Origin of the sequence: Sphaerotilus sp. FB-3 (genome assembly GCF_023706025.1) — a bacterium.
In the GTDB taxonomy this organism is placed as follows: Bacteria; Pseudomonadota; Gammaproteobacteria; order Burkholderiales; family Burkholderiaceae_C; genus Sphaerotilus; species Sphaerotilus sulfidivorans.
On sequence record NZ_BQWE01000014.1, the window covers coordinates 33,640 to 58,990 of the forward strand.

Annotated in this window: 22 protein-coding genes and 1 pseudogene; 16 read left to right on the top strand and 7 right to left on the bottom strand. The window is 71.6% G+C overall.

Going from position 1 to position 25,351, the window contains the following annotated elements:
- Positions 1–24: 24 nt before the first annotated feature.
- From NFT33_RS07410 to NFT33_RS07425, 4 genes are read right to left on the bottom strand one after another with little or no spacing between them, the layout of a single operon-like run.
- The gene (locus NFT33_RS07410) at positions 25–852 is read right to left on the bottom strand and encodes an alpha/beta fold hydrolase (RefSeq protein ID WP_251674241.1); all 828 of its coding nucleotides are present in this window, start codon (positions 850–852) and stop codon (positions 25–27) included.
- A gap of 16 nt (positions 853–868) precedes the next feature.
- Positions 869–2,470, bottom strand: coding sequence for a benzoate-CoA ligase family protein (locus NFT33_RS07415; protein ID WP_251674243.1), 1,602 nt, complete (start codon positions 2,468–2,470; stop codon positions 869–871).
- Between the two features lie 15 nt (positions 2,471–2,485).
- Positions 2,486–4,078 (bottom strand): 3,4-dehydroadipyl-CoA semialdehyde dehydrogenase, encoded by a 1,593-nt coding sequence (locus tag NFT33_RS07420; protein WP_251674246.1) that lies wholly within the window; start codon positions 4,076–4,078, stop codon positions 2,486–2,488.
- An 8-nt stretch (positions 4,079–4,086) separates the two neighbouring features.
- Entirely contained in the window at positions 4,087–4,560 is a 474-nt protein-coding gene (locus NFT33_RS07425; RefSeq protein WP_251674248.1) for a 4-hydroxylaminobenzoate lyase, read from the bottom strand.
- Positions 4,561–4,673: 113 nt separating this feature from the next.
- On the opposite strand from NFT33_RS07425, the gene NFT33_RS07430 reads away from it, so the two are divergent.
- The 9 genes and pseudogenes from NFT33_RS07430 to NFT33_RS07470 all read left to right on the top strand — a co-directional run bounded on the left by NFT33_RS07430 (position 4,674) and on the right by NFT33_RS07470 (position 14,851).
- Positions 4,674–5,621 (top strand): helix-turn-helix transcriptional regulator, encoded by a 948-nt coding sequence (locus NFT33_RS07430; protein ID WP_251674251.1) that lies wholly within the window; start codon positions 4,674–4,676, stop codon positions 5,619–5,621.
- Between the two features lie 199 nt (positions 5,622–5,820).
- Positions 5,821–7,497 carry a 2,3-epoxybenzoyl-CoA dihydrolase gene (boxC, locus tag NFT33_RS07435; RefSeq protein ID WP_251674254.1) on the top strand — a complete coding sequence of 559 codons (1,677 nt, stop codon included), beginning with the start codon at positions 5,821–5,823 and terminating at the stop codon, positions 7,495–7,497.
- A 29-nt stretch (positions 7,498–7,526) separates the two neighbouring features.
- Positions 7,527–8,954 (top strand): benzoyl-CoA 2,3-epoxidase subunit BoxB, encoded by a 1,428-nt coding sequence (gene boxB, locus NFT33_RS07440; protein WP_251674255.1) that lies wholly within the window; start codon positions 7,527–7,529, stop codon positions 8,952–8,954.
- 33 nt (positions 8,955–8,987) lie between these two features.
- The gene (boxA, locus tag NFT33_RS07445) at positions 8,988–10,271 is read left to right on the top strand and encodes a benzoyl-CoA 2,3-epoxidase subunit BoxA (protein ID WP_251674417.1); all 1,284 of its coding nucleotides are present in this window, start codon (positions 8,988–8,990) and stop codon (positions 10,269–10,271) included.
- 113 nt (positions 10,272–10,384) lie between these two features.
- Positions 10,385–11,194, top strand: coding sequence for an enoyl-CoA hydratase-related protein (locus NFT33_RS07450; protein ID WP_251674257.1), 810 nt, complete (start codon positions 10,385–10,387; stop codon positions 11,192–11,194).
- Positions 11,191–12,754 (top strand): annotated as a pseudogene (locus tag NFT33_RS07455) (3-hydroxyacyl-CoA dehydrogenase). The gene NFT33_RS07450 and the pseudogene NFT33_RS07455 overlap by 4 nt, the downstream one beginning before the upstream one ends.
- Positions 12,751–13,191 carry a MaoC family dehydratase gene (locus NFT33_RS07460; RefSeq protein ID WP_149502083.1) on the top strand — a complete coding sequence of 147 codons (441 nt, stop codon included), beginning with the start codon at positions 12,751–12,753 and terminating at the stop codon, positions 13,189–13,191. The pseudogene NFT33_RS07455 and the gene NFT33_RS07460 overlap by 4 nt, the downstream one beginning before the upstream one ends.
- A gap of 23 nt (positions 13,192–13,214) precedes the next feature.
- The gene (gene pcaF / locus NFT33_RS07465) at positions 13,215–14,417 is read left to right on the top strand and encodes a 3-oxoadipyl-CoA thiolase (protein WP_251674259.1); all 1,203 of its coding nucleotides are present in this window, start codon (positions 13,215–13,217) and stop codon (positions 14,415–14,417) included.
- A gap of 23 nt (positions 14,418–14,440) precedes the next feature.
- Positions 14,441–14,851 carry a cupin domain-containing protein gene (locus NFT33_RS07470; RefSeq protein ID WP_251674261.1) on the top strand — a complete coding sequence of 137 codons (411 nt, stop codon included), beginning with the start codon at positions 14,441–14,443 and terminating at the stop codon, positions 14,849–14,851.
- Positions 14,852–14,866: 15 nt separating this feature from the next.
- Here the strand turns inward: NFT33_RS07470 and NFT33_RS07475 are convergent, their stop codons facing one another.
- Positions 14,867–15,349: a MarR family winged helix-turn-helix transcriptional regulator gene (locus NFT33_RS07475; RefSeq protein WP_220786816.1), complete on the bottom strand. Its 483-nt coding sequence runs from the start codon at positions 15,347–15,349 to the stop codon at positions 14,867–14,869.
- A 95-nt stretch (positions 15,350–15,444) separates the two neighbouring features.
- On the opposite strand from NFT33_RS07475, the gene NFT33_RS07480 reads away from it, so the two are divergent.
- The 5 genes from NFT33_RS07480 (at position 15,445) to NFT33_RS07500 (ending at position 20,257) form a co-directional block, all read left to right on the top strand.
- Entirely contained in the window at positions 15,445–16,683 is a 1,239-nt protein-coding gene (locus tag NFT33_RS07480) for a 3-hydroxybenzoate 6-monooxygenase (RefSeq protein ID WP_251674263.1), read from the top strand.
- A 21-nt stretch (positions 16,684–16,704) separates the two neighbouring features.
- Positions 16,705–17,775, top strand: a complete 1,071-nt coding sequence (locus NFT33_RS07485) for a cupin domain-containing protein (protein ID WP_376744136.1) — start codon at positions 16,705–16,707, stop codon at positions 17,773–17,775.
- 67 nt (positions 17,776–17,842) lie between these two features.
- Complete coding sequence (locus NFT33_RS07490) at positions 17,843–18,544, top strand: fumarylacetoacetate hydrolase family protein (RefSeq protein WP_220786819.1); 702 nt, start codon at positions 17,843–17,845, stop codon at positions 18,542–18,544.
- Positions 18,545–18,555: 11 nt separating this feature from the next.
- Complete coding sequence (locus NFT33_RS07495; protein WP_251674267.1) at positions 18,556–19,542, top strand: Bug family tripartite tricarboxylate transporter substrate binding protein; 987 nt, start codon at positions 18,556–18,558, stop codon at positions 19,540–19,542.
- A gap of 55 nt (positions 19,543–19,597) precedes the next feature.
- Complete coding sequence (locus tag NFT33_RS07500) at positions 19,598–20,257, top strand: DUF502 domain-containing protein (RefSeq protein ID WP_149502095.1); 660 nt, start codon at positions 19,598–19,600, stop codon at positions 20,255–20,257.
- A gap of 33 nt (positions 20,258–20,290) precedes the next feature.
- On the opposite strand, the gene NFT33_RS07505 is transcribed toward NFT33_RS07500, so the two are convergent.
- Together NFT33_RS07505 and NFT33_RS07510 are read right to left on the bottom strand one after the other, a co-directional pair.
- Positions 20,291–21,886, bottom strand: coding sequence for an ATP-binding protein (locus NFT33_RS07505; RefSeq protein ID WP_251674270.1), 1,596 nt, complete (start codon positions 21,884–21,886; stop codon positions 20,291–20,293).
- A gap of 9 nt (positions 21,887–21,895) precedes the next feature.
- The gene (locus tag NFT33_RS07510; protein WP_251674272.1) at positions 21,896–22,810 is read right to left on the bottom strand and encodes a LysR family transcriptional regulator; all 915 of its coding nucleotides are present in this window, start codon (positions 22,808–22,810) and stop codon (positions 21,896–21,898) included.
- Between the two features lie 131 nt (positions 22,811–22,941).
- On the opposite strand from NFT33_RS07510, the gene NFT33_RS07515 reads away from it, so the two are divergent.
- Both NFT33_RS07515 and NFT33_RS07520 read left to right on the top strand, forming a co-directional pair.
- The gene (locus NFT33_RS07515; protein ID WP_251674274.1) at positions 22,942–23,967 is read left to right on the top strand and encodes a tripartite tricarboxylate transporter substrate binding protein; all 1,026 of its coding nucleotides are present in this window, start codon (positions 22,942–22,944) and stop codon (positions 23,965–23,967) included.
- 27 nt (positions 23,968–23,994) lie between these two features.
- Positions 23,995–25,188 carry a M20 aminoacylase family protein gene (locus NFT33_RS07520; protein ID WP_251674276.1) on the top strand — a complete coding sequence of 398 codons (1,194 nt, stop codon included), beginning with the start codon at positions 23,995–23,997 and terminating at the stop codon, positions 25,186–25,188.
- Positions 25,189–25,351 lie beyond the last annotated feature (163 nt).

Below are 25,351 nucleotides of genomic sequence, written 5' to 3' on the forward strand. Positions count from 1 at the left end.
TCGGGTCAGGCTTCAGGGCGTCGTTCAGGGCGTCATTCGGGGGGGCGAGCCGTCGTGACGCTGCAGGAAATCGCGGGTGGCCTCGATCAGGGCCTGCGGCTGGTCGCGGTGCGGGCTGTGGCCGCAGGCCGCCAGCTTCAGCAGCTCGGTGCGGCGCGACGGGCGCAGCGCGGCGATGCGCTCGATCTGCGCCATCGTTCCGTACTCGTCGTCCTCGCCCTGCACCGCCAGCACCGGGCAGGTGATGCGGGCGACCTCGGCCTCGAGGTTCCAGTCGCGGAAGGCCGGGTCGAGCCAGATGTCGTTCCAGCCGAAGAAGGCCGAGTCGGGGTCGGCGTGGTGGCGGGCCAGCCGGGCGCGCAGGTCGGTGGTCTCGTAGGCGACGCGGGCCTGGCGGATGCTGTCGATCGTCAGGTCCTCGACGAAGAGGTGCGGCGCGGCCACCACCAGCGCGGCGACCCGCTCCGGGTGCGCGGCCGCGTGCAGCAGCGCGATCGAGCCGCCGTCGCTGTGGCCGAACAGCACGCAGGGCCCGGCCACGCCCAGCGCGTCGAGCAGCGCCGGCAGCAGCTCGCGCGCCTGGCGGTGCATGAAGTCGGGCTGCCAGCGTTCCTCGGGCGGGCGCGGCGTCGAGCGGCCGTAGCCCGGGCGCGAGTACACCCAGCCGGCGCGGCCCAGCGCGGCGCACAGTCGCGCCGGAAAGTCGCGCCACAGCGACAGCGAGCCCAGGCCCTCGTGCAGGAAGACCAGCGGCGCGCGTGCCGACGCGCCCGCCGGCGCGTCGATGCGCGCCCACTCGATCTGCACCGGCCGGCCGGCGGGCTCGAGCGTGACGAATCCGGTGGCGTCCATGGTGCAGCGTCCGGTCTCAGGTCGAGGTGCGGGCCTGCGCACGCTCGCGCTCGCGCAGCCGGAAGCGCTGGATCTTGCCGGTGGCGGTCTTGGGCAGCTCGTCGACGAACTCGATCTGGCGCGGGTACTTGTAGGGCGCGAGCCGGTCCTTCACGAAGGCCTTCAGCTCGGCCTCGGTGGCGCCGCCGGGCGCCTTCAGGATCACGAAGGCCTTGGTCTTGGTCAGGCCCTCGGCGTCCTCCACGCCGATGACCGCCGCCTCCAGCACCGCCGGGTGCTGCACCAGCGTGGCCTCGACCTCGAAGGGGCTGACGTAGATGCCGCTGACTTTCAGCATGTCGTCGGAGCGGCCGCCGTAGGTGTAGGTGCCGTCGGGGTTGCGCACGTACTTGTCGCCGCTCTTGGTCCAGCCGCCCTGGAAGGTCTCGCGGGTCTTCTCGCGGTTGCCCCAGTACATCATCGCGGCGCTCGGGCCCTGGATGTAGAGGTCGCCGGGCTCGCCCTCAAGCACCTCGCGGCCGTCGTCGCCGCGCAGCTCGACCCGGTAGCCCGGCACCGGCCGTCCGGTGGTGCCGTAGCGCACGTCGCCGGGGCGGTTGCTCAGGAAGATGTGCAGCATCTCGGTCGAGCCGATGCCGTCGACGATGTCGACGCCGAAGCGGGCCTTGAAGCGCTCGCCCAGCTCGGCCGGCAGGGCCTCGCCCGCCGACGAGGCCAGGCGCAGCGCCACCGCCTCGCGCGCCGGCAGCTTCGGATGCGCGAGCATGCCGGCATAGCCTGTCGGCGCGCCGAAGAAGACGCTCGGGCGCACCCCGCCCACGCCGCCGAGCCAGCGCTGGAACACCGCCTCCGGCGTCGGCCGATCCGCCATCAGGATCGTCGTCGCGCCCACGCTGAGCGGGAAGCTCAGGCCGTTGCCCAGCCCGTAGGCGAAGAAGAGCTTGGCGGCGGAGAAGCACACATCGTCCTCGCGCAGGCCCAGCACCGCGCGGCCGTAGAGTTCGGCGGTCCAGTAGGGGTTGCCGTGCGAGTGCACCGTGCCCTTGGGTCGGCCGGTCGAGCCGGAGGAATAGAGCCAGAAGCCGGGCGCGTCCGGCCCGGTGGCCGCCGCCTTCTGCGCCGGCGCGTGCGCGGCCAGGAAGGCCTCGAGCTCGACCTCGGACGGATGCAGCGGCGCCACCGGCCGCGACACGATCACCTTGCCCACCTCGTGGTCCGACTTGACCAGCGCGGCGTTGAGCGTCGGCAGCAGCGCGCCCGACACCAGCACCGCCTGAGCCCGCGAGTGCTCGAGCATGTAGGCGTAGTCGTCGGCGGTCAGCAGCGTGTTGACCGCCACCGGCACGATGCCGGCATGCATCGCGCCGAGAAAGCTCACCGGCCAGTCGTTCACGTCCTGCATCAGCAGCAGCACGCGCTCTTCCCGCTTGATGCCCAGCCCGCGCAGGCCGCTGGCCAGGCGGCGCACCCGCTCGTCGAGCGCGCGGAAGGTGAGGGTGCCGAGATCGTCGACGAAGGCCGCCTTGTCCGGCCGGCCGGCATTGAGCGCGAGCAGGTGCTGGGCGAAGTTGAAGTCCGCGCCGGGCGCGGCGACGGGCAGGTCGGTGGGGTCGCTCATGGCGGGTCTCCTGGATCAGGCGGCAGACGGCGTCGGCGGGGTCAGCCGCGACAGCACGGTCGGCGCGGCCTGCACGGCGGCGCGCCGGTGATGGAAGTTCAGCGCGCGCAGGCCGCCCAGCTCCTCGCCGCCGCCGGCGCGGCCCGGGCCGCCGTGCAGCGACTGCGGCATGACGTTGCCGTGGCCGGTGTGCAGCGCGGCCACCGCCGGCGTCACGACATGCACGCGGCCGTGCACGGCCGCCAGGTCGAGCGCGGTGGCGGCCAGCGCGTCGGCGGCCGCGTCGTCGTCCTCGCCGTACAGCGAGCAGGCCAGCGAGCCCTCGCCGCGGGCGACCAGCGCGCGGGCATGGTCGAGGTCGCGGTAGGGCATCAGCGTGGCCACCGGACCGAAGACCTCGGTGGTGTGCAGCAGCGCGTGCCTGTCCGGGTCGCGCGAACCCAGCAGCACCGGCGCCACGCAGGCGGCCACCGCCGGATCGGCATCGACCAGCGCGGCGCCGCGGCCGTCGTGCAGCGTCTCGGCCACGCCCTGGAGCTGCGCGATGCCGGCCTGCACCGCGTCGAACTGCGCCCGGCTGACCAGCGCGCCCATGCGCACCGACTCGTTCCTCGGGTTGCCCACCGTGACCCGGGCCAGCCGCGCGCCGATCGCCTCGGCCGCCGCGCCGTAGAGCGCCTCGGGCACCAGCACGCGGCGGATCGCGGTGCATTTCTGGCCCGACTTCTGCGTCATCTCGCGGGCGACTTCCTTGACCAGCAGATCGAAGGCGGCGCTGCCCGGCGTGGCGCCCGGCATCAGCAGGGCCGAGTTGACGCTGTCGGCCTCGATGTTGACCCGCACCGAGCGCTCGGCCACCGCCGGGTGGCGGCGCAGCAGCGCGGCGGTGTCGGCCGAGCCGGTGAAGCTCAGCCCGTCGAAGGGCTGCAGCGCATCCAGCAGCCCGGCCGAGCTGCCGCACACCACGTTGAGCGCGCCGGCCGGCAGCACGCCGGCGTCGATCACGTCCTGCACCATGCGCTGCGTCAGCCACGCGGTCGCGGTGGCCGGCTTGACCACCACCGGCACGCCCGAGAGCAGCGCGGGCGCGGCCTTCTCCCACAGGCCCCACGACGGGAAGTTGAAGGCGTTGATGCACAGCGCCAGCCCGCGGGTCGGCACCTGCACATGGCGGCTGCCGAAGGCGCCGCCCTTGGCCAGCGCGACGAACTCGCCGTCGGCCAGCACGCGTGCGTCGCCGAGCGCCTCGCCCAGCTTCGCGTAGACGCCGATCGTGTAGATCGCGCCGTCGATGTCGACCGCGGAGTCGTTCTTCACCGTGCCCGAATTGGCGGTGGAGAGGGCGAAGTAGGCGTCGCGGCCGGCCTGCAGCACCTGGGCGACGGCCTTGAGCAGACCGGCGCGCTCGCGGTAGCTCAGCGCACGCAGCGCGGCGCCACCGTGGGTGCGCACCCGCTCGAAGCCGCCGGACAGGTCGAGGCCGGTCGCGTCGACCCGCACCAGCGCGTCGCCGAGCACCGGATCGAACAGCGTCGTGCCGGCACCGGTGCCGACATGCCGCTGGCCGCCGAGGTGGTTGGGCAGCAGCTCGGCGGGGGAGACGTTCATGGCGGCGCTCATGCGGCGGCTCCGGTGAACTCGATCGCGCCCTGCGGCAGCAGGTAGAGCACGAAGGCGCGCCCGCCCGCGACGGTCGGCCGGTGCGCCGAGCCGGGGCCGTAGACGCACCAGCCCGCACCGCGGCCGTCGAAGGTGGCGCCGGCATCGACCGGCACGATCAGGTCGATCTCGCCGTGCGGATGGCGGTGGTGCGGGCCGGCGATGTCGCTCATGTCGACCACGTCGACCGAGCAGCCGGCCAGGTCGTCGGCAGCCTTGAAGATGCGGCCGTAGCGGATGCCGCCGCCCTCGCGCTGGCACAGCCAGCCCTCGGCCACGCCGGTGTGGATGGCCTCGGCCAGCCGGTTGAAGGTGGGGGAATCTGCACCATGGTGCAGGTTCAGCCAGGCATCGAGCGTGTCGTCGAGCGGCCGACCGGCCAGCTCGGCTGCCAGTTCGCTCAAGGCGGCCCGGAAGGAGGCTTGTGACATGATGGATTGGCGGCTTCAGAGGGATGCACTATTGTGCGTTCTGGAAAACGATAGTTATCGCTCTGATCCGTGTCAAGCAATATAGTGCATACATGGTGTTTCCCCTAGGCGCGATGCAGACCTCCCGCAGCCCCGATTCCGGCCGCTCCGATGCCGGCCCCGCCCTTGCCGCCGACGAGGCCGGCGAGGCCAAGAACCCCTTCCTGGTCGCGCTGGGCGAGCGGGTGCGCGAGCTGCGCGCCCGGCGCGGGCTGACGCGCAAGGCGGTGGCGCAGATGTCGGAGGTGTCCGAGCGTCATCTGGCCAACCTCGAGTACGGCATCGGCAACGCCTCGATCCTGGTGCTGCAGCAGGTGGCGGGCGCCTTGCAGTGCTCGCTGGCCGAGCTGATCGGCGACATGACCACCGCCTCGCCGGAATGGCTGATGCTGCGCGAGCTGCTCGAGCACCGCAGCGAGGCCGATCTGCGCCGCGCGCGCGAGGCGCTGGTGCGTCTGTTCGACGGCGCGGCAGCCGCACCGACGCAGCGCAGCCGCTGCATCGCGCTGATCGGCCTGCGCGGCGCGGGCAAGTCCACGCTCGGCCAGATGCTGGCCGATGCGCTGGGCTGCCCCTTCATCGAGCTGAGCCGCCAGATCGAGGCCTTCGCCGGCTGCAGCATCAGCGAGATCCACAACCTCTACGGCACCAACGCCTACCGCCGCTACGAGCGCCGCGCGCTGGAAGAGGCGATCCAGATCTATCCGGAGGCGGTCATCGCCACGCCGGGCGGGCTGGTGTCGGACGCGGCCAACTTCAACCTGCTGCTGAACCACTGCACCACCGTGTGGCTGCAGGCCACGCCCGAAGACCACATGAACCGCGTCGCCGCCCAGGGCGACCTGCGCCCGATGGCGGCCAGCCGCGAGGCGATGGACGACCTGCGCCGCATCCTCGCCGGCCGCTCCGCCTTCTACGAGAAGGCCGACCTCACGCTCGACACCAGCGCCCAGGATCTGGAGGCGACCTTCGCGCTGCTGCAGGCGCGGTTGAGGCAGGTTCTGGGTCAGCCTGTGGCTTGACATGTGGGCCCCCGCCTGCGCGGGGGTGACGAGCGGGTGGGGTGGGGGCGCATCCCTCCGCACCCCGGACTTTCCCTGATTTCTGGCGTCATCTCCGGCGCATGAACCGGATTGCATTTGCGCCGCCTCAAGACAGGCATTATGATGCATTTCATCCGCTCACCGAATGCACGATCGTGCGTCCCGCCAGGAGACTCCGATGACCCAGACCGCTGTTGCCGCCGCCCCCGCTGCCGTCGACTACCAGACCCACCCGTCGCGCTACCGTCACTGGAAGCTGTCGTTCGAGGGCGCGGTCGCGACGCTGTCGGCCGACTTCGACGAGAACGCCGGCCTGCGTCCCGGCTACAAGCTCAAGCTCAACAGCTACGACCTGGGCGTCGACATCGAGCTCAACGACGCGGTGCAGCGCATCCGCTTCGAGCACCCGGAGGTGCGCACGGTGATCGTCACCAGCGCGAAGGAGAAGGTGTTCTGCTCCGGGGCGAACATCTTCATGCTCGGCGTCTCCAGCCACGCCTGGAAGGTCAACTTCTGCAAGTTCACCAACGAGACCCGCAACGGCTTCGAGGACTCGTCGAAGCACTCGGGCCTGAAGTTCCTGGCCGCGGTGAACGGCGCCTGCGCCGGCGGCGGCTATGAACTTGCGCTGGCCTGCGACGAGATCATCCTGGTCGACGACCGCTCGTCGGCGGTGTCGCTGCCGGAGGTGCCGCTGCTGGGCGTGCTGCCGGGCACCGGCGGCCTGACCCGCGTGACCGACAAGCGCCGCGTGCGCCACGATCTGGCCGACATCTTCTGCACCACCACCGAGGGCGTGCGCGGCCAGAAGGCCAAGGACTGGCGCCTGGTGGACGACATCGCCAAGCCGGCGCAGTTCGCCGCCAGGGTGCAGGAGCGTGCGCTGCAGCTCGCCGCGCAGAGCGATCGCCCGGCCGATGCCAAGGGCGTGGAGCTGACCCCGCTGGACCGCACCCTCGAGGCCGACGCGCTGCGCTACAGCCACGTCACCGTCGAGATCGACCGCGCCCGCCGTGTCGCCACCTGGACGGTGAAGGCGCCGAGCGGCGCGCAGCCGACGGATGTCGCTGGCATCGAGGCCGCCGGTTCGGCCTGGTATCCGCTGGTGCTGGCCCGCGAGCTGGAGGACGCCATCCTGTCGATGCGCACCAACGAGCTGGAGATCGGCACCTGGCTGATCAAGACCCAGGGCGATGCGGCGGCGGTGCAGGCGATGGACGCCACGCTGCTGGCGCATCAGGACCACTGGCTGGTGCGCGAGACGACCGGCCTGCTGCGCCGCACGCTCAGCCGGCTGGATGTGTCCTCGCGCAGCCTGTTCGCGCTGATCGAGGCGGGTTCGTGCTTCGCCGGCACCTTCCTGGAGCTGGCGCTGGCCTGCGACCGCAGCTACCACCTGGCGCTGCCGGACGACGAGACCGCCGCGCCGAAGATCACCGTCGGCGAGGTCAACTTCGGCCTCTACCCGATGGCCACCGACCAGAGCCGCCTGGCGCGCCGCTTCTACGGCGAGGCCGCGTCGATGGACGCGGTGCGCGCCGCGATCGGCCAGCCGCTCGATGCCGATGCCGCCTTCGCGCTCGGCCTGGTGACCTCCAGCCCGGACGACATCGACTGGGCCGACGAGACCCGCATCGCCATCGAGGAGCGGGTGGCCATGAGCCCCGATGCGCTGACCGGCATGGAGGCCAACCTGCGCTTCAACGGCGTCGAGAACATGGTCACCCGCGTCTTCGGCCGGCTCACCGCCTGGCAGAACTGGATCTTCCAGCGCCCGAACGCCGTCGGCGAGAAGGGCGCGCTGAAGGTCTACGGCAAGGGCGACAAGGCCGCCTTCGACTGGAACCGCGTCTGAATCCGAACCCCCACCCCCGGAGCACCGACATGTCTGGCATCAACTACAGCGAGAAGATCCCCAACAACGTCAACCTTGCCGAGGACCGCACGCTCAAGCGCGCGCTCGAGCAGTGGCAGCCCAACTTCCTGGGCTGGTGGGACGACATGGGCCCGGACGGCTCGCAGAACTTCGACGTCTACCTGCGCACCGCGGTCAGCGTCGATCCGCAGGGCTGGGCGCAGTTCGGCCATGTCAAGATGCCCGACTACCGCTGGGGCATCTTCCTGAACCCGGCCGAGGAGGGGCGCAAGATCCACTTCGGCGACCACAAGGGCGAGGAGGCCTGGCAGGACGTGCCCGGCGAATACCGCGCCAACCTGCGCCGCATCATCGTGACCCAGGGCGACACCGAGCCGGCCTCGGTCGAGCAGCAGCGCCACCTGGGCCTGACCGCACCCAGCCAGTACGACCTGCGCAACCTCTTCCAGGTGAACGTCGAGGAGGGCCGCCACCTCTGGGCGATGGTCTACCTGCTGCACAAGTACTTCGGCCGCGACGGCCGCGAGGAAGGCGAGGCGCTGCTGGAGCGCCGCTCGGGCCAGACCGACAATCCGCGCATCCTCGAAGCCTTCAACGAGCCCACGCCGGACTGGCTGAGCTTCTTCATGTTCACCTACTTCACCGACCGCGACGGCAAGTTCCAGCTCTGCGCGCTGGCCGAGTCGAGCTTCGATCCGTTGGCGCGCACGACGAAGTTCATGCTGACGGAGGAGGCGCACCACATGTTCGTGGGCGAGTCGGGTGTCAGCCGCGTCATCAACCGCACCTGCCAGGTGATGAACGAGCTGAAGACCGACGACCCATCGAGGCTGCGCGAGGCCGGCGTCATCGACCTGCCGACCCTCCAGCGCTACCTGAACTTCCACTTCTCGGTGACGATCGACCTGTTCGGCGCCGACGAGTCGAGCAATGCCGCGACCTTCTACTCGACCGGCCTGAAGGGCCGCTACGAGGAAGGCAAGCGCACGGACGACCACCAGCTCCGCGGCCAGACCTACCGCGTGCTGAACGTGCAGGGCGGCCAGCTCGTCGAGAAGGAAGTCCCGATGCTCAACGCGCTGAACGAAGTGCTGCGCGACGACTACATCAAGGATTCGGTGGCCGGCGTCGAGCGCTGGAACAAGGTGATCGAGAAGGCCGGCATCCCGTTCCGGCTGAAGACGCCGCACAAGGCCTTCCATCGCAACATCGGCAGCCTGTCGGGCGCCAAGGTGTCTCCGGACGGCCGCGTGGTGTCCGAGGCCGAATGGAAGGCCCGGGTCGACGAGTGGCTGCCCTCCGGCGCCGACCGCGCCTTCGTCGCCAGCCTGATGGGCCGCGTCGTCGAGCCGGGCAAGTTCGCCAACTGGATCGCGCCGCCGGTCATCGGCATCAACCGCCAGCCGGTCGATTTCGAGTACGTGCGCTTCAACTGAGCTGGACAACCGAGCTGGAGATCCGCCGTGGACATGGCCGACATCGCTGACCTGACTGTCATCCGGCAGCACCTGATCGATCCGGAGATCTGCATTCGCTGCAACACCTGCGAAGCGACCTGCCCGGTGGGTGCGATCACGCACGACGACCGCAACTATGTCGTCGATGCGGGCAAGTGCAATCTCTGCATGGCCTGCGTGCCGCCCTGTCCGACCGGCTCGATCGACAACTGGCGGCTGATGCCGCGGGCCCGCGCCTACACGCCGGCCGAGCAGCTGCTGTGGGACGAGCTGCCGGCCGAGCTGACGCCCGAGCAGCTCGCCGAGGCCGGCGTGGCGGCCGGCGCGGCGCCCGAGGTCGAGCCGGTGGCGCCTGCGCTGCCGGCCGCGGTCGACGGCACGCCAGCCTTCGGCAGCGCGCAGTGGGGCGCCACCGTGCCGCCGTGGTCGGCCGCGCATGCCTACACCCAGCTCTACGGCCCGAAGGCGCCCCAGAAGACGATCACCGCGACCGTCACCGGCAATGTGCGCGTCACCGCGGTCGGCCGCGACTACGACACCCACCACATCGTGCTGGACTTCGGCGCGATGCCCTTTCCGGTGCTGGAAGGCCAGTCGATCGGCATCGTCCCGCCCGGCGTCGATGCCCACGGCAAGCCGCACCATGCGCGCCAGTACTCGATCGCCAGCCCGCGCAACGGCGAGCGGCCCGGCTACAACAACCTGTCGCTGACCATCAAGCGCGTGCTGGAGGACCATCAGGGCCGCCCGGTGCGTGGCGTGGCCAGCAACTACATGTGCGATCTGCAGGTCGGCGACAAGGTGCAGGTGATCGGGCCCTTCGGCGCCAGCTTCCTGATGCCGAACCATCCGAAGTCGCACATCGTCATGATCTGCACCGGCACCGGCTCGGCGCCGATGCGCGCGATGACCGAATGGCGCCGGCGCCTGCGCGCCGGCGGCAAGTTCGAGAGCGGCCGGCTGATGCTGTTCTTCGGCGCGCGCACGCCCGAGGAGCTGCCGTACTTCGGCCCGCTGCAGAACCTGCCGCGCGACTTCATCGACATCGAGCTGGCCTTCAGCCGCGTCGCCGGCCAGCCGCGCCGCTATGTGCAGGACGCGATGCGCGAGCGCGCCGCCGATCTGGCCGCGCTGCTGGCCGACCCGGACGCCTGCTTCTTCGTCTGCGGCCTGAAGGCGATGGAGGAGGGCGTGGTGCTGGCGCTGCGCGACATCGCCACCCAGGCCGGGCTGGACTGGGACACGGTCGGCACCGCGCTCAAGCGCGAAGGCCGGCTGCACCTCGAGACCTACTGAGCGGGTATGCCGAGCCGGCGTTGACCTCCGGCAAATCCCGTATTCATTAGCCGACCGGTCGGTCTAACAATAAGGCCCACGAGACCGATCCGGCCTCTGCCCAGGATGCCCCGATGCCCGACACGACTGCGCCGCCCCTGCCGACCCTGACCCTGAGCCGACCGCGCCCCGGCGTCGCGCAGGTCACGATGTCGCGCCCGGCGGTCTTCAATGCCTTCGACGAGCAGATGATCGCCGAGCTGGACGCGGCCTTCGCGCAGCTGGCCGAGGACGAGGGCGTGCGCGTCATCGTGCTGGCCGGCGAGGGCCGGCATTTCAGCGCCGGCGCCGACCTGCAGTGGATGCAGCGCGCCAGCCTCGCCTCGCTCGAATGGAACCTGGCCGATGCACGGCGCTTTGCCGGCATGCTGGCGCGCATCGAGGCCTGTCCGAAGCCGACCGTGGCGCGGGTGCAGGGCGCGGCGCTGGGGGGCGGCGTCGGCCTGGCCTGCGCCTGCGACCTCGCGATCGCCGCCGACAACGCCAGCTTCGCGGTCAGCGAGGCCCGGTTCGGCATCCTGCCCGCGGTCATCGGTCCCTATGTGACCAATGCGGTCGGCAAGCGTCACGCCCGGCGGCTGGCGCTGACGACCACCCGCATCGGCGCGGCCGAGGCGCTGGCCATCGGCCTGGTGCAGCAGGTGGTGGCGCTGGATGCGCTGGACGTGGCGGTGGACCGCGCGGTCGACGAGCTGCTGGCCTGCGGGCCTGGTGCGCAGCGCGAGATCAAGCAGCTCTTCGCGCAGCTCGAGGTCGGCCCGATCACGCCCGAGGTGCGCGAGCTCACCGCGCAGACCATCGCCCGGGTGCGCGGCACCGACGAGGCGCGCGAGGGCTTCGCCGCCTTCCTGGGCAAGCGCCCGCCGAACTGGATGCCGCAATGAGTGCTGCAAGCGATTCTTCCTTCCCGCCCTCGCTGCAGGGCGCGCCGCTGCTGGTGGTCGGTGCCGGCATCATGGGCGCCGGCATCGCGCAGGTGGCTGCGCAGGCCGGCCATCCGGTGTGGCTGCACGATGCGCGCGAAGGCGCCGCGGCCGAGGCCAAGGCCCGGCTGGCCAGGAGCCTGGACACGCTGGTCGCCAAGGGCCGGCTGAGCGCCGAGGCGCTCACGCAGACGCTTGCGCGCATCACGCCGGTCGGCGCGCTGGCCGAGGCGGCGGGCGCACGGCTGGTGGTCGAGGCCATCGTCGAGAAGCTCGACGTGAAGCGCGCGCTGTTCCGCGAGCTGGAAGGCCTGGTCGCGCCGGACTGCGTGCTGGCGACCAACACCTCGTCGATCTCGGTGACCGCGATCGCCAACGGGCTGGCGCACCCGGAGCGGCTGGTCGGCATGCACTTCTTCAACCCGGTGCCGCTGATGAAGCTGGTCGAGGTGGTCAGCGGCCTGCAGACCGCGCCGGCGGTGGCCGAGGCGATCTTCGATCTGTCGACGGCCTGGGGCAAGACGCCGGTGCACGCGAAGTCCACGCCCGGCTTCATCGTCAACCGCATCGCGCGGCCCTATTACGCCGAGACGCTGGCGCTGCTGCTGGAGCAGGCGGCCACGCCGGCGGTGCTCGACGCCTGCCTGCGCGCGGCGGGCTTCCGCATGGGCCCGTGCGAGCTGATGGACCTGATCGGCCACGACACCAACTTCTCGGTGACGCAGTCGGTCTATGAGGCCAACTTCTTCGACAAGCGCTTCATGCCCTCGCTGGTGCAGCGCGAGCTGGTCGACGGCGGCCTGCTCGGGCGCAAGTCGGGCCGCGGCTTCTACGTCTATCCGGACGACGGCGGCGCTGCCGGTGGCGGTGCACGGCGCGCCCGAAACCGCCGGCGCGGTCGCGGTGCATGGCCAGGGCCCGATCGCCGACGCGCTGGCGCAGGCCGCCACCGCCGCGCTGGCCGACCAGGGCTGGGGCCCGGCGCGGGTGACCGACAGCGGCTGGACCGGGCTGGAGATCGACGGCGCGCGGCTGATGCTGACCGACGGCCGCTCGGCCTCGCAGGTGGCGGCCGAGACCGGCTGCCGCGATGTCGCGCTGTTCGACCGGCCGGTGCGGTTGCCGGTGGCGCCGGGCACCGCGCTGGCCTGGGCGCTGGCCGAGGGCGCCTCGCCCGCCTGGCGCGCGCAGGCGCCGGCCTGGCTGGCCGCGCTGGGCTTTGCGCCGCTGCCGCTGGCCGATGTGCCGGGCCTGGTGGTGGCGCGCACGCTGGCGATGCTGATCAACGAGGCCGCCGACGCGGTGCTGCAGGGCGTGTGCACGCCCGAGGGCGCGGACGCGGCGATGAAGCTCGGCGTCAACTATCCGGCCGGGCCTTTCGAGTGGCTGGTCGCCTGGCGTGCGTCCGAGGTGGCGGCGCTGCTGGACGCGCTCGACGCGCACCACCGCGGCGAGCGCTACCGCGTCAGCCCGTGGCTGCGCCGGCGGGTCTGGGCACGACAGACGGGAGATGCTGCATGAAGTTCGCCGAGTTCCATGTCGGTCAGGTCATCGAGGCCGGGCCCCATGTGCTGACCCAGGACGAGCTGCTGCGCTTCGCGCGCGACTGGGATCCGCAGTGGTTCCATACCGATCCGGAAGCGGCCGAATCCGGCCCCTTCCAGGGCCTGATCGCCAGCGGCTGGCAGACCTGCGGCATCGCGATGCGGCTGATCGCCGATGCGGTGCTGGCCGGCTCCGAGTCGTACGCCTCGCCGGGGCTGGCCTATGTGAAGTGGCCGCATCCGGTGCGCCCGGGCGACGCGCTGAGCGTGCGCGCGACCGTGCTGCAGGTGCGCCGCTCGTCCAGCCAGCCGCACCTGGGCCTGCTGCGCTGGCGCTGGCAGCTCTTCAACCAGGCCGGCCGCGAGGTGCTCGACCTCGAGGCGACCAGCCTGTTCGACCTCAACCGATCCTGAGCGGCCCCCGGCTGCGCTCCGCCATGACCCACGCCTACCTCTGCGACGCCATCCGCACCCCCTTCGGCCGCTACGGCGGCGCCCTGTCGAGCGTGCGCACCGACGACCTGGGCGCGATCCCGATCCGGGCGCTGATGGCGCGCCACCCCGCCGTCGACTGGGCCGCGGTCACCGACGTGCTCTACGGCTGCGCCAACCAGGCCGGCGAGGACAACCGCAATGTCGCGCGCATGTCGGCGCTGCTGGCCGGGCTGCCGGTGGCGGTGCCGGGCGCGACGATCAACCGGCTGTGCGGCTCGGGGCTGGACGCGGTGGGCTCGGCCGCGCGCGCGATCCGCGCCGGCGAGGCCGGGCTGATGATCGCCGGCGGCGTCGAGAGCATGAGCCGCGCGCCCTTCGTCATGCCCAAAGCAGAATCGGCCTTCAGCCGCAGCAACGCGGTCTACGACACCACCATCGGCTGGCGTTTCGTCAACCGGCTGATGAAGGCGCAGTACGGCGTGGACTCGATGCCGGAGACGGCCGAGAACGTCGCCGAGCAGTTCGGCATCGAGCGCGAGGCGCAGGACCGCATGGCGCTGCGTTCGCAGCAGAACGCGGTGCGGGCGCAGCAGGCCGGCTTCTTCGACGCGGAGATCTGTCCGGTCACGATCGCGCAGAAGAAGGGCGATCCGGTCGTCGTCGCGAAGGACGAGCATCCGCGCGACACCAGCCTGGAGGCGCTGGCGCGGCTCAAGGGCGTGGTGCGGCCGGAGGGCACGGTGACCGCGGGCAATGCCTCGGGCGTGAACGACGGGGCCTGCGCGCTGCTGCTGGCCAGCGAGGCGGCGGCCGCCCGCCACGGCCTGACGCCGCGCGCGCGGGTGGTCGGCATGGCCACCGCGGGGCTGGCGCCGCGCATCATGGGCTTCGGCCCGGCGCCGGCGGTGCGCAAGGTGCTGGCGCTCACCGGGCTGAGCCTGGCGCAGATGGACGTGATCGAGCTGAACGAGGCCTTCGCGGCGCAGGGCCTGGCGGTGCTGCGCGACCTGGGCCTGGCCGACGACGACGCACGGGTCAATCCGAACGGCGGCGCCATCGCGCTGGGCCATCCGCTGGGTGCCAGCGGCGCGCGGCTGGTGACCACCGCGATGAACCAGCTGCACCGCATCCAGGGCCGCTACGCGCTGTGCACGATGTGCATCGGCGTGGGGCAGGGCATCGCGATGGTGATCGAGCGGGTGTGAGGCCGGCGGCATACTCGCCGCCCATGACTGCCCCTGCTTCTGCCCCTGCTTTCCCGCCCGCCATCGTCCTGATCGACAACCATCCGGCCACCGCGCCCGCGGTGGATCACCCGCGCGCCGACCGGCGTCTGTCAGGCTGCCCGCGCCGCGAGACCTGGACCGCCTTCGAGGCGCCGCAGGGCGACCTGAGCGCCGGCGTCTGGACCTGCGAGCCGGGGCACTGGCGCATCGTCTTCCCGCCGCACAAGGACGAGTATTTCTTCGTGCTCGAGGGCCGGCTGCGGCTGCATGACGCCGCGCGCGGCACCGCCACCGAGGTGCAGGCCGGGCAGGGCGCGGTGATTCCGGGCGGCTTCGAGGGCGCGTTCGAGGTGATCGAGACGGTGCGCAAGCACTTCGTCGTCGTCGAGCGGCCGCTGCCGGCGGCGGCCTGAGCGCCGCGCGCGGGGTCAGCCCGCGCCGGGCGTGTCCTCGACCGCGCGGTGGCCGGCGATCAGCACCGCCAGCATGCGCATGAATTCGCCCCGCTCGGCCTCGGGCAGCGGCGAGAGGATGCGCTGCTGCGCCTGCAGCATCGCCGGCACCAGCGCGGCCAGCAGCGCGCCGCCGGCCGCAGTCAGCGTCAGCAGCCGCACCCGGCGGTCCTGCGCCGAGGCGTTGCGCTGCATCAGTCCGCGCGCCTCCAGCCGGTCGATCACGCCGGCGATGGTCGAGGTGTCGAAGCCGATGGTGCGCGCCAGCGTGCGCTGGTCCATGCCGGGCTGAAGGCCCACCGCCTGCAGCGCCGCGTACTGCACCGGCGTCACGCCGAAGGCCTCGGTCTCCTGCATGAAGATCGCCACCGAGATCTGGTGCAGCCGCCGGATGTCATGGCCCGGCAGGCCGTCGAGCGTCAGCGGCGGCGACAGGAATGACGGGGCGGAATCGGGCATCGGCTGAGGGTTTTCACGCGAACGGGAGCAGCGGATCCTAGCATTACACTGATCGTCAGCATGCTGATGATATGCGTGCTGACGAGGAGACTTCGATGGCTAAAACTCGTTCTTCCGGCACGCAGGCGGGCCTGGACACCGTGCTGGTGGCCGGCGGCGGCATCGGCGGGCTGGCGGCGGCGCTGGCGCTGACGCGGCGCGGCTTCCGGGTCACGGTGCTGGAGCAGGCGGCCGAGATCGGCGAGATCGGCGCCGGCATCCAGCTCGGCCCCAACGCCTTTGCCGCCTTCGATGCGCTGGGCGTCGGCCCGCAGGCGCGGGCGCGGGCGGTCTACACCGACTGCATGGTGATGCACGACGCGATCGACGAGACGCTGGTCGGCCGCATTCCCACCGACGAGGCCTTCCGCGCGCGCTTCGGCAATCCCTATGCGGTCATCCACCGCGCCGACGTGCACCGCTCGCTGCTGGAGGGGGCGCAGGCCAGCGGCCGGGTCGACGTCCACACCTCGACCCGGGTCGAGCGGGTCGAGCAGGACGAGACCGGCGTGAGCGTGATCGCGCAGGACGGCCGCCGCTGGCGTGGCGTGGCGCTGATCGGCGCCGATGGCGTCAAGTCGGTGGTGCGCCAGCAGTTCGTCGGCGACGCGGCGCGGGTGACCGGCCATGTCGTCTACCGCGCGGTGGTCGACCGGGCCGACTTTCCCGAGGAACTGCGCTGGAACGCCGCCAGCATCTGGGTCGGGCCGAACTGCCATCTGGTGCACTACCCGCTGCGCGGCGGCGAGCAGTACAACGTCGTCGTCACCTTCCACAGCCGCGAGACCGAGCAGTGGGGCGTGCGCGAGGGCAGCAAGGAGGAGGTGCAGAGCTACTTTCACGGCATCCGCCCGAAGGCACGCCAGCTCATCGACCTGCCGAAGTCCTGGAAGCGCTGGGCCACCGCCGACCGCGAGCCGATCGCGCAGTGGAGCTTCGGCCGCGTCACGCTGCTGGGCGACGCGGCGCACCCGACGACGCAGTACCTGGCGCAGGGCGCCTGCATGGCGATGGAGGATGCGGTGACGCTGGGCGAGGCGCTGCGCGAATGCGGCGACGGCCCGGGCACCGACTGGCCGCACGCGCTCGACCTCTACCAGCGCGCCCGCGTCGCGCGCACCGCGCGCATCGTGCTCTCCAGCCGCGAGATGGGGCGCCTCTATCACGCCAAGGGCGTCGAGCGCCTGGTGCGCAACGACCTGTGGCGCGGCCGTTCGCCCGAGCGCTTCCAGGACGCGCTGGAATGGCTCTACGGCTGGAACGTCGGCAACTGCCTCGACGCCGCCCGCCGCTGAATGTCGCAGACCCCCGAGGAGATGCAGATGCAAGACGACGCCCCGCTCGGCCGGCTCGAGGACCTGCCGGCCGACGATGTGCAGGCGATGCGCGCGCGCAACCTGGTGCCGCTGTGGCCCAGCCTGCGCGCGGTGCTGCCGCCCAAGGTGCCGACCCGCCCGACGCAGGCGGTGCACTGGGCCTATGGCGACATCCGCCCGCTGCTGATGCGCGCCGGCGACCTGACCCCCATCGAGAAGGCCGAGCGCCGCGTGCTGGTGCTGGCCAATCCCGGCCACACGCTGGAGAAGATGCAGGCCAGCAGCGCGATCTACCTGGGCATGCAGCTGCTGCTGCCGGGCGAGTGGGCGCCGTCGCACCGCCACACGCCCAACGCGGTGCGCATGGTGGTCGAAGGCGAGGGCGCCTGGACCACGGTCGACGGCGAGAAGTGTCCGATGTCGCGCGGCGACCTGATCCTGACACCCACCGGCCTGTGGCACGAGCACGGCCACGACGGCGACGCGCCGGTGGTCTGGCTCGACGTGCTGGACCTGCCGCTGGTGCATTACCTCGAGGCCAGCTACCACCTCAACGGCGAGCGCCAGAAGCCGCTGCCCGGCCGCGGCGACCGCGCCCACACCCGCGCCGGGCTGGTGCCGACACCGGTCTTCGGGGGCGACGGCCCCGGCCGCCGGCGCTATCCGGTGCTGCGCTACCCCTGGGTCGAGGCGCGCGCGGCGCTGCAGGCGCTGGCCGAGGACCGCCCGGAGCAGGAGGCGGTGCAGCTCACCTACGTCAACCCCGAGACCGGCGAGGACGCCGAGAACATTCTCGGCTTCCACGCGCTGATGCTGCGTCCGGGCCAGACGCTGCGGCTGCCGCCGCGCTCGCCGGCCAGCGTCTTCCACCTGATCGAGGGTGCGGTCGAGGCCGCGATCGACGCGCCGCAGCCGCGCCGCTTCGCGCTGGCCGAGGCCGACACCTGCGTCGCGCCGGGCTTCAGCGCGGTCACGCTGCGCAATGCCCGCACCGACGCGCCGGCCTTCGTCTTCATCGCCGACGAGTCGCCGCTGCACCGCAAGCTCGGCCTGCTCGAGCAGCGGGACTAGGCTGCGGCCTGGCCCGCCCGCCCTCTCTGCTTCTCTCCCCGTCTCTCCACCCCGCACCGCCACCGCCATGACGACCTACCTCTGGAACCCGCCCCCCGTCGCCTCGCTGCCCGTGCGCGGCACGGATGCCCGCCTGCCGGTCCACCGCATCTTCTGCGTCGGCCGCAACTACGCCGCCCATGCGATCGAGATGGGCCGCCCGGTCGACAAGTCGGTCGAGGTGCCGTTCTATTTCACCAAGTCGCCCTCGACGCTGGTGGAGAGCGGCGCGACCATCGCCTACCCGCCGCGCACCGCCAACTACCACCACGAGATGGAGCTGGTGGTGGTGATCGGCAAGCCGGGCTTCCGGGTCGCCGAGGCCGATGCGGCCGCGCTGATCTGGGGCTATGCCTGCGGCCTGGACATGACCCGCCGCGACCTGCAGCTCGCCCTGCGCGACAAGGGCCGCCCCTGGGACATCGCCAAGGACATCGAGCAGGGCGCGGTCATCTCCGAGCTGGTGGCGATGCCCGGCGTGGTCATCGCCTCCGGCGAGATCGCGCTGGAGGTCAACGGCCAGACGCGCCAGAAGTCCGACGTCGACAAGCTGATCTGGAACATTCCCGAGCTGATCGCCGACCTGTCGACGCTCTATCACCTGCAGCCCGGCGACCTGATCTACACCGGCACGCCCGAGGGCGTCGGCGCGGTGGTGGCGGGCGATGTCATCACCGGCCGGGTGGCGGGCGTGGGCGAGATCGCGCTGACGATCGGCGCGGCCGAGTGAGGGCGCCTGCGATGAAGCGAAAGACCTTTCTCGCCGTCGCCCTGATCGGCGCCGCCGCGGCCGCCCACCTGCCGGCGCAGGCGCAGAGCGCGGTCGACTTCCCGAACAAGCCGGTGACGCTGTTCACCGCGTTCGCCCCGGGCAGCGGCCCGGACGCGACGCTGCGCCTGGTGGCCGACAAGCTGGGCCGGCTCTGGAACCAGCGCGTCATGGTGGAGAACCGCCCCGGCGGCGGCGGCTTCATCGCGATGGAGGCGGCGCGCCGCGCGTCCGCCGACGGCTACACGCTGCTGCAGCTCGACAGCGACCACCTGGGCGCGGTGCCGCACCTGTACAAGCAGCGCGGCGCCGCGGCGGTCGGCGCCTTCGAGCCGGTGGCGTCGATCTTCCGCACCACCTTCCTGGTCGCGGTCGGCACCGATTCGAAGTGGAAGACCATGACCGACCTGATCGCCGCGGCCAAGGCCGAGCCGGGCCGGGTCAACTACGGCTCCTGGGGCGTGGGCAGCCCTGGCCACCTCGGCGCCGAGCTGCTCGAGGATCTGACCGGCATCCGCATGCAGCATGTGCCCTTCCGCGAGGTCAGCCAGCTCTATCCGGCGGTCGGCTCCGGCGACGTGGCCTGGAGCCTGGGCACGCTGCCCTCGAGCTCCGGCGCCTACAAGGCCGGCAAGCTGCGCTACATCGCGGTGGCCGCGACGAAGCGCCTGCCGCAGATGCCCGACGTGCCCACCGCGCAGGAGGCCGGTGCGCCGGCCGGCTTCGACGTCAACGCCTTTGTCGTGCTGGTCGCGCCGAAGGGGCTGCCGGCGCCGGTGCGCGCAAAGATCAACGCCGACATGGGCCGCGTGCTGGCCGATCCGGAGATCAGGGCGCGCTTCGACACCTTCGCCTTCGAGCCGATCAGCTGGTCGCCCGAAGAGATCGCGCGCGCTGCCGAGGCCAAGTCCAGGCTCTACGAGGGGCTGGTGAAGAAGGCGAACATCAGCCTGGAGTGATCTCTCCGGCCGCGGGCGTGCCGCACAATCGCGTCGCCTTCACGCCCGCCACGCCATGCCGATCCGCCGCTCCTCTCGCCATCTTGTCCGGTTCTTCGTCACCGGGGTGCTGGCCACCCTGCCGCTGGCGGCCACGGTCGCCATCTTCTGGTGGGCGGCCAGCCTGCTGCTGAAGTGGCTGGGGCCGGACAGCATGATCGGCGGCTGGCTGATCTTCCTGGGGCTGGGCGTCAGCGGCTCGGAGGTGGTGGGCTACCTGATCGGCATCGGTCTGGTCGCCTGCGCGATGGTGGTGCTGGGCGCGCTGGTGCATGCCGGCGTGCAGATCGGCATCAGCCGGCTGCTGGCCAACCTGATCGGGCGCATTCCGCTGGTGCGCACCGTCTACGAGCTGTCGCACCGCCTGGTCGACCTGATGCGCCAGAAGGACCGCGAGGGTCCGAAGTCGATGAGCGCGGTCTGGGTGCATTTCGGCGGGGTCGAGCAGCCCGGCGTGGCGGTGCTGGCGCTGCTGTCGCTGCCCGAGCCGGTGCTGCTGGCCGATCGCCCGCACCTGGGCGTGATCGTGCCGACCGCGCCGGTGCCGGTCGGCGGCGGCCTGCTCTTCGTGCCGGCCGACTGGGTCCGCCCGGCCGATGTCGGCATGGAGGCGCTGACCAGCATCTATGTGTCGATGGGCGTCACCGCGCGCGAGCATCTGCCGCGGCCGCACTGAGAGGCGGCCTGATCCCGATCCGGCGGGTGCTGTTCAGCCCAGCGTCTCGGTCTCGAAGCCGACGATGTTGCGCGAGTCCCGGCTGAACTCCACGCCGACCAGATGGATCGGCTGGCCGCGGCCGCGGTACTTGTCGGCGTAGCCCCGCTCGCGGATCTGTGCCAGCGCCCGACCCTCGGGCACCAGTTCGACCACCTTGAACTCGAACAGCCACACCGCCCCGGCGAACTCCACCGCCATGTCGATGCGCCCGTGGCTGGTCGTCTCCTCGACCCGGATGTCCAGGCCCAGCGCGGCGAAGTGGCTGTAGAACACGCTCGCGTAGTAGCCTTCGTAGCGCGCGATGTCGCTGCTGCGGTACCAGTCGTGCGGGATGCTGGCGTAGAAGGCGTGGAACAGGCCGCGCAGGCCCACCACGTCCTGCGCCTGCAGCAGCCGGTACAGGCGGCTCACCTGCGGCTCCGAGATCCGTGCCCCGCCGGTGAGCACCCGCAGCAGGCTGTCGTTCAGGCTCGCCTGCACCTCCTTGTTCGGGTACTTCAGCGTGTATTCCTTGCGCCCCGGAATCGCCCACACGCTGTCGATCGTCAGGTAGCCGGCCTGGAACAGCAGCGCTTCCGTCTCGATCCGGTCCACGTCGAACGCCGACAGCAGCGTCTCGGTCGCCACGGTGCGCGACAGGTCCGGCGTGTACCAGTGCCGGCTCGTCAGCATGTCGATCAGGAAGGTCGGCGTGCCCGTCTCGAACCAGTAGGGCTTGAACTCGCGCGTGTCGAACAGCAGCAGCAGATCGAAGGGGTTGTAGACCGACGTGCCCAGCCAGTTGTAGCCGTTGTACCAGCGGCGGATCTCCTCCCGGTCCAGCCCCGGCAGCTCCGGCGCGAACACCGTGTCCACGTCCTCGTCCGTGTAGCCGCACAGCGCGCTCCAGCGGGCGTCCAGCGTGATGTCGCGCAGGTTGTTCAGTCCCGAGAACAGGCTCACCTTGCTGAACTTGGACACCCCCGTGAGGAACACGAACTTCAGATGCTCGTCCGCGCCCTTCAGCACCGAATACAGGTTGCGTAGCCCGTCGCGCATTGCCCGGGCCGTCTCCCGGTCGGTGATGTTGTCCAGGATCGGCTTGTCGTACTCGTCCACCAGCACCACGACCCGCTCGCCGAACTTCGCGTGCGCCTGCTCGATCAGGTCGGCCAGATCACCTGCCAGATCCTCCGGCGGCAGATCGGCTGGCGGTGGCAGGCCCAGCGCCACGCGGTTGACGCGCAGGTTGCGCCGGATGCGGTGATCCAACCCCATGGCGGCCTGCGCCACGCCGTCCGCAAAACTGATGCGGATCACTGGATGCCGCCGTGTCCAGTCCCAGCGCGTCTCGGCCGCCAGCCCCTCGAACAGCGCCCGCTCGCCCTCGAACAGCGCCTTGAGCGTGTCCAGCAGCAGGCTCTTGCCGAAACGGCGCGGGCGGCTCAGGAAGTAGTGCTTGCCCGCCTCGATCAGGTCGACGGCCATGCCCGACTTGTCCACGTAGTAGTGGTTGTTCTCGCGGATCTCGCGGAAGGTCTGGATGCCGATCGGCAGCTTGCGCCGAGTCGGGCGGGTGTCGGTGCCGGTGGCGAGGGGCGTGTCCATCCGGCGAGTTTAGGACGGGGCACGGGATGACGCCGCGTCCCCATCCCGCAGCGCCTCGCGCATCAGCGCGCGCACCGCCTCCAGCCCCGGCACCGGCTCGCGCCCGGCCAGCGTCACCAGGCCGAAGCGCGCGGTGGCGTCCAGCGGCGGCTCCATCGGCAGCTCGACCAGCGTCGGGCCGGCGGCGTGGATCGCGATCAGCACCGCGTCGCTGCGCGCGGTGACCTCGACCAGGCTCGGGATCTCCTCGCAGCGCAGCGTGACGCAGCGCTGCGGGTGCGCCTCGGGGCCGTAGCGCGCCATCAGCACGCGCGCGACCTCGTCGCTGAGCGGGATCGAGGCGATGGGAAAGCGCTGCACCTCGTCGAAGCGCACGCCGGTGCCCGCCGCCAGCAGCGGGTGGCCGGGGCGCACCATGAAGGCGCCGCGCATCTCGCACGGCGTGTCGACGCACAGATCGGCCGAGGGCGCCAGCGAGCGCACATCCACCACCAGCGCGTCGAGCGCGCGCGCCTGCAGCGCCTGCACCAGCCGCGCGGTGGTGGCGCGCGACACCTCGATGCGCCAGCCGGGATGGCGCGCTGCCGCGCTCATCAGCAGCGGCGTCATCAGCATCGCGCCCGGCCCCGAGCCCAGGCCCAGGCGCAGCTCGGCCGCCTCGCCGCGCGCCAGCCGCCGGCCGTGGTCGCGCAGCGCATCGGCGTCGTCCAGCACCTGGCGCGCGCGCACGGCCATCGCGCGGCCGAAGGGCGTCAGCTCGCTGTGCCGGCCCAGGCGGTCGAACAGCGGCTGGCCCAGCTCGTCCTCGAGCGTCTGGATGCTGCGGCTGAGCGCGGGCTGGGTCAGATGCACCGCCTCGGCGGCGCGGCTGAACGAACCGCTGTCGGCCAGCGCAAGCAGGTGGCGGAGCTGGACCAGGGTCATGACAGAACCTCCATGCATTCATCCGACTCATCAAACCCGAGAGAACAATGCATTGGACGTCGATTCTGGCGCTGCCTAGCATGGGCTTCATCAGGATCACCCCGCAATCTCGCTGGCCGGAGGACATGACGATGAACCGCAAGACCTTTTCCGTTCGTGCGCTTGCCCTGCTGGGCGCGTTCGGCCTGTCGGCGCTGACGCTGGGCAGTGCGCCGGCGCAGGCACAGGCGCAGGCCTTTCCGACGAAGCCGGTCAGCCTGATGGTGCCGTACCCGGCCGGCGGCCTGTCGGACGCGATCGCGCGGGTGGTGGAGAAGCCGCTGAGCAAGGCGCTCGGGCAGATGGTGATGGTGGAGAACCTGGGCGGCGTCAGCGGTGCGCTGGGTGCGCAGAAGGTGCTGGGCGCGCCGGCCGACGGGCATTTTCTCTACCAGGGCTCGCCCAACGAGCTGATCCTGGCGCCGATGGCGCTGCAGGCGGTCAAGTACCGGTCCGAAGACTTCCGCATGGTGCAGATCATCGGCGTCTTCCCGATGGCGGTGCTGGCGCGCAAGGACCTGCCGGCGAGCAACCTCGACGAGCTGGCCGCGCTGGCGAAGAAGGCGGCTGCCGAGGGCAAGCCGCTGACCTACGGCAGCGTCGGCATCGGCTCCTTCTACCATGTGCTGGGCGAGCATTTCTCGCACCTGGCCGGCGCGGCGATGACCCATGTGCCCTACAAGGGCATGGCGCCGCTGTCGACCGACCTGGCCGGCGGGCAGGTGGATGTGTCCTTCATCGTCGTCGGCGCCAAGGACGTGGCGCTGGTCGACCAGGGGCGGATGAAGATCCTGGGCACGCTGGCGCCGGCCGGCAAGGTCGAGGTGCCGCTGCTCAAGGCCTATCCGAGCGTCAACGACGGCAAGTTCGTCAAGGACTTCGCCTACAACGCCTGGACCGGCTACTTCGCCCGCAAGGACACGCCCGAGCCGGTGGTGCAGGCGCTGAACAAGGCGCTGGCGACGACGATGGCCGACCCGGAGGTGCGTGCGCAGCTGGAAAAGATCGGCGGCATGATCCCGGCACCGATGAGCCCGGCCGAGGCGACGAAGGAATACGAGGCGCAGACGGCGCGCTTTCGCACCATCGCCCGCGCGATCAGGCTGCAGGCGCAGTGAGCGCGACGACCCGCCCGGGCTGACACCATGAGCTACCTGCTCGACGCGCTGCAGGCGTGCATCGGCGAGTTCGTCTCGCTGCGCCGCGACATCCACCGGCATCCCGAGCTGGCCTTCGAGGAGCACCGCACCGCCGCGCTGGTGGCCGACAAGCTCGAGGGCTGGGGCTACGAGGTCACGCGTGGCCTGGGCGGCACCGGCGTGGTCGGGCGGCTGAGGCGCGGCACGGGGCCGCGCCGGCTCGGCCTGCGCGCCGACATGGACGCGCTGCCGATCGAGGAGCGCTCCGGCGCGGCCTGGGCCAGCGCCCACCCCGGGCGGATGCACGCCTGCGGTCACGACGGCCACACCGCGATGCTGCTGGCCGCGGCGCGCCATCTGGCCGACAGCGGCCGCTTCGACGGCACGCTGCAGCTGATCTTCCAGCCGGCCGAGGAGGGCGGGGGCGGCGCGCTGCGCATGATGGCCGACGGCCTGTTCGAGCGCTTTCCCTGCGATGCGGTCTTCGCAATGCACAACATGCCCGGCATCGCCCAGGGCCACCTGGTGCTGCGCGAGGGCGCGGCGATGGCCTCGTCGGACTACGCGACGATCACGATCGAGGGCACCGGCGGCCACGGCGCGATGCCGCAGCACGCGGCCGACCCGGTGGTCGCGGCCGCCAGCCTGGTGATGGCGCTGCAGACGGTGGTCTCGCGCAATGTCGACCCGCTGCAGGCGGCGGTGGTGACGGTCGGTGCGCTGCAGGCCGGCCAGGCCAACAACGTCATCCCGGCCAGCGCGCGGCTGGAGCTGAGCGTGCGCGCGCTCGACCGCGAGGTGCGCGCGCTGCTGGAGCGGCGCATCCGCGCGCTGGCCGTCGCGCAGGCCGAGGGCTTCGGCTGCCGTGCGCAGATCGACTGGCGCCCCGGCTACGCGGTGCTGGTCAACACGCCGGCCGAGACCGCCTTCGCCCGCGAGGTGGCGCTGGAGCTGCTCGGCCCGGAGCGGGTCACGCCGCAGGGGCCGCCGCTGACCGGCAGCGAGGACTTCGCCTTCATGCTCGAGCGCGTGCCCGGCAGCTATCTGCTGATCGGCAACGGCCAGGGCGCGGACGACGGCAGCCCGGCCTCGGCCGCCTGCATGGTCCACCACCCCGGCTACGACTTCAACGATGCCAACCTGCCGGTCGGTGCCGCCTACTGGGTGCGGCTGGCCGAGCGCTTCCTGGTGGCGGCATGACCTTCTCGTCCGCCCCCGCCGCCGGCGCGGCTGCTCAGCGGGCTGGCGCCGGAGCTGGACTTCGCGTTCACACGCCCACCGTCAGCGTCGCGGCAAAGCCGTTCGTCGCATCGCCCGTCACCGTCGCCATCTGCGTCGAGCGAACCATGGGGTCAGGTCTCAA

Excerpts from the sequence above, each read along its gene's own strand:
- NFT33_RS07425 (WP_251674248.1), bottom strand. The coding sequence starts at position 4,560 with ATGTCACAAGCCTCCTTCCGGGCCGCCTTGAGCGAACTGGCAGCCGAG.
- NFT33_RS07485 (WP_376744136.1), top strand. The coding sequence starts at position 16,705 with ATGCAGATGCAAGACGACGCCCCGCTCGGCCGGCTCGAGGACCTGCCG.
- NFT33_RS07490 (WP_220786819.1), top strand. The coding sequence starts at position 17,843 with ATGACGACCTACCTCTGGAACCCGCCCCCCGTCGCCTCGCTGCCCGTG.
- NFT33_RS07430 (WP_251674251.1), top strand. The coding sequence starts at position 4,674 with ATGCAGACCTCCCGCAGCCCCGATTCCGGCCGCTCCGATGCCGGCCCC.
- NFT33_RS07470 (WP_251674261.1), top strand. The coding sequence starts at position 14,441 with ATGACTGCCCCTGCTTCTGCCCCTGCTTTCCCGCCCGCCATCGTCCTG.
- NFT33_RS07500 (WP_149502095.1), top strand. The coding sequence starts at position 19,598 with ATGCCGATCCGCCGCTCCTCTCGCCATCTTGTCCGGTTCTTCGTCACC.
- NFT33_RS07420 (WP_251674246.1), bottom strand. The coding sequence starts at position 4,078 with ATGAACGTCTCCCCCGCCGAGCTGCTGCCCAACCACCTCGGCGGCCAG.
- NFT33_RS07515 (WP_251674274.1), top strand. The coding sequence starts at position 22,942 with ATGAACCGCAAGACCTTTTCCGTTCGTGCGCTTGCCCTGCTGGGCGCG.
- NFT33_RS07450 (WP_251674257.1), top strand. The coding sequence starts at position 10,385 with ATGCCCGACACGACTGCGCCGCCCCTGCCGACCCTGACCCTGAGCCGA.
- NFT33_RS07505 (WP_251674270.1), bottom strand. The coding sequence starts at position 21,886 with ATGGACACGCCCCTCGCCACCGGCACCGACACCCGCCCGACTCGGCGC.
- boxC (WP_251674254.1), top strand. The coding sequence starts at position 5,821 with ATGACCCAGACCGCTGTTGCCGCCGCCCCCGCTGCCGTCGACTACCAG.
- NFT33_RS07410 (WP_251674241.1), bottom strand. The coding sequence starts at position 852 with ATGGACGCCACCGGATTCGTCACGCTCGAGCCCGCCGGCCGGCCGGTG.
- NFT33_RS07460 (WP_149502083.1), top strand. The coding sequence starts at position 12,751 with ATGAAGTTCGCCGAGTTCCATGTCGGTCAGGTCATCGAGGCCGGGCCC.
- NFT33_RS07475 (WP_220786816.1), bottom strand. The coding sequence starts at position 15,349 with ATGCCCGATTCCGCCCCGTCATTCCTGTCGCCGCCGCTGACGCTCGAC.
- NFT33_RS07520 (WP_251674276.1), top strand. The coding sequence starts at position 23,995 with ATGAGCTACCTGCTCGACGCGCTGCAGGCGTGCATCGGCGAGTTCGTC.
- NFT33_RS07510 (WP_251674272.1), bottom strand. The coding sequence starts at position 22,810 with ATGACCCTGGTCCAGCTCCGCCACCTGCTTGCGCTGGCCGACAGCGGT.
- NFT33_RS07480 (WP_251674263.1), top strand. The coding sequence starts at position 15,445 with ATGGCTAAAACTCGTTCTTCCGGCACGCAGGCGGGCCTGGACACCGTG.
- boxB (WP_251674255.1), top strand. The coding sequence starts at position 7,527 with ATGTCTGGCATCAACTACAGCGAGAAGATCCCCAACAACGTCAACCTT.
- boxA (WP_251674417.1), top strand. The coding sequence starts at position 8,988 with ATGGCCGACATCGCTGACCTGACTGTCATCCGGCAGCACCTGATCGAT.
- NFT33_RS07495 (WP_251674267.1), top strand. The coding sequence starts at position 18,556 with ATGAAGCGAAAGACCTTTCTCGCCGTCGCCCTGATCGGCGCCGCCGCG.
- NFT33_RS07415 (WP_251674243.1), bottom strand. The coding sequence starts at position 2,470 with ATGAGCGACCCCACCGACCTGCCCGTCGCCGCGCCCGGCGCGGACTTC.
- pcaF (WP_251674259.1), top strand. The coding sequence starts at position 13,215 with ATGACCCACGCCTACCTCTGCGACGCCATCCGCACCCCCTTCGGCCGC.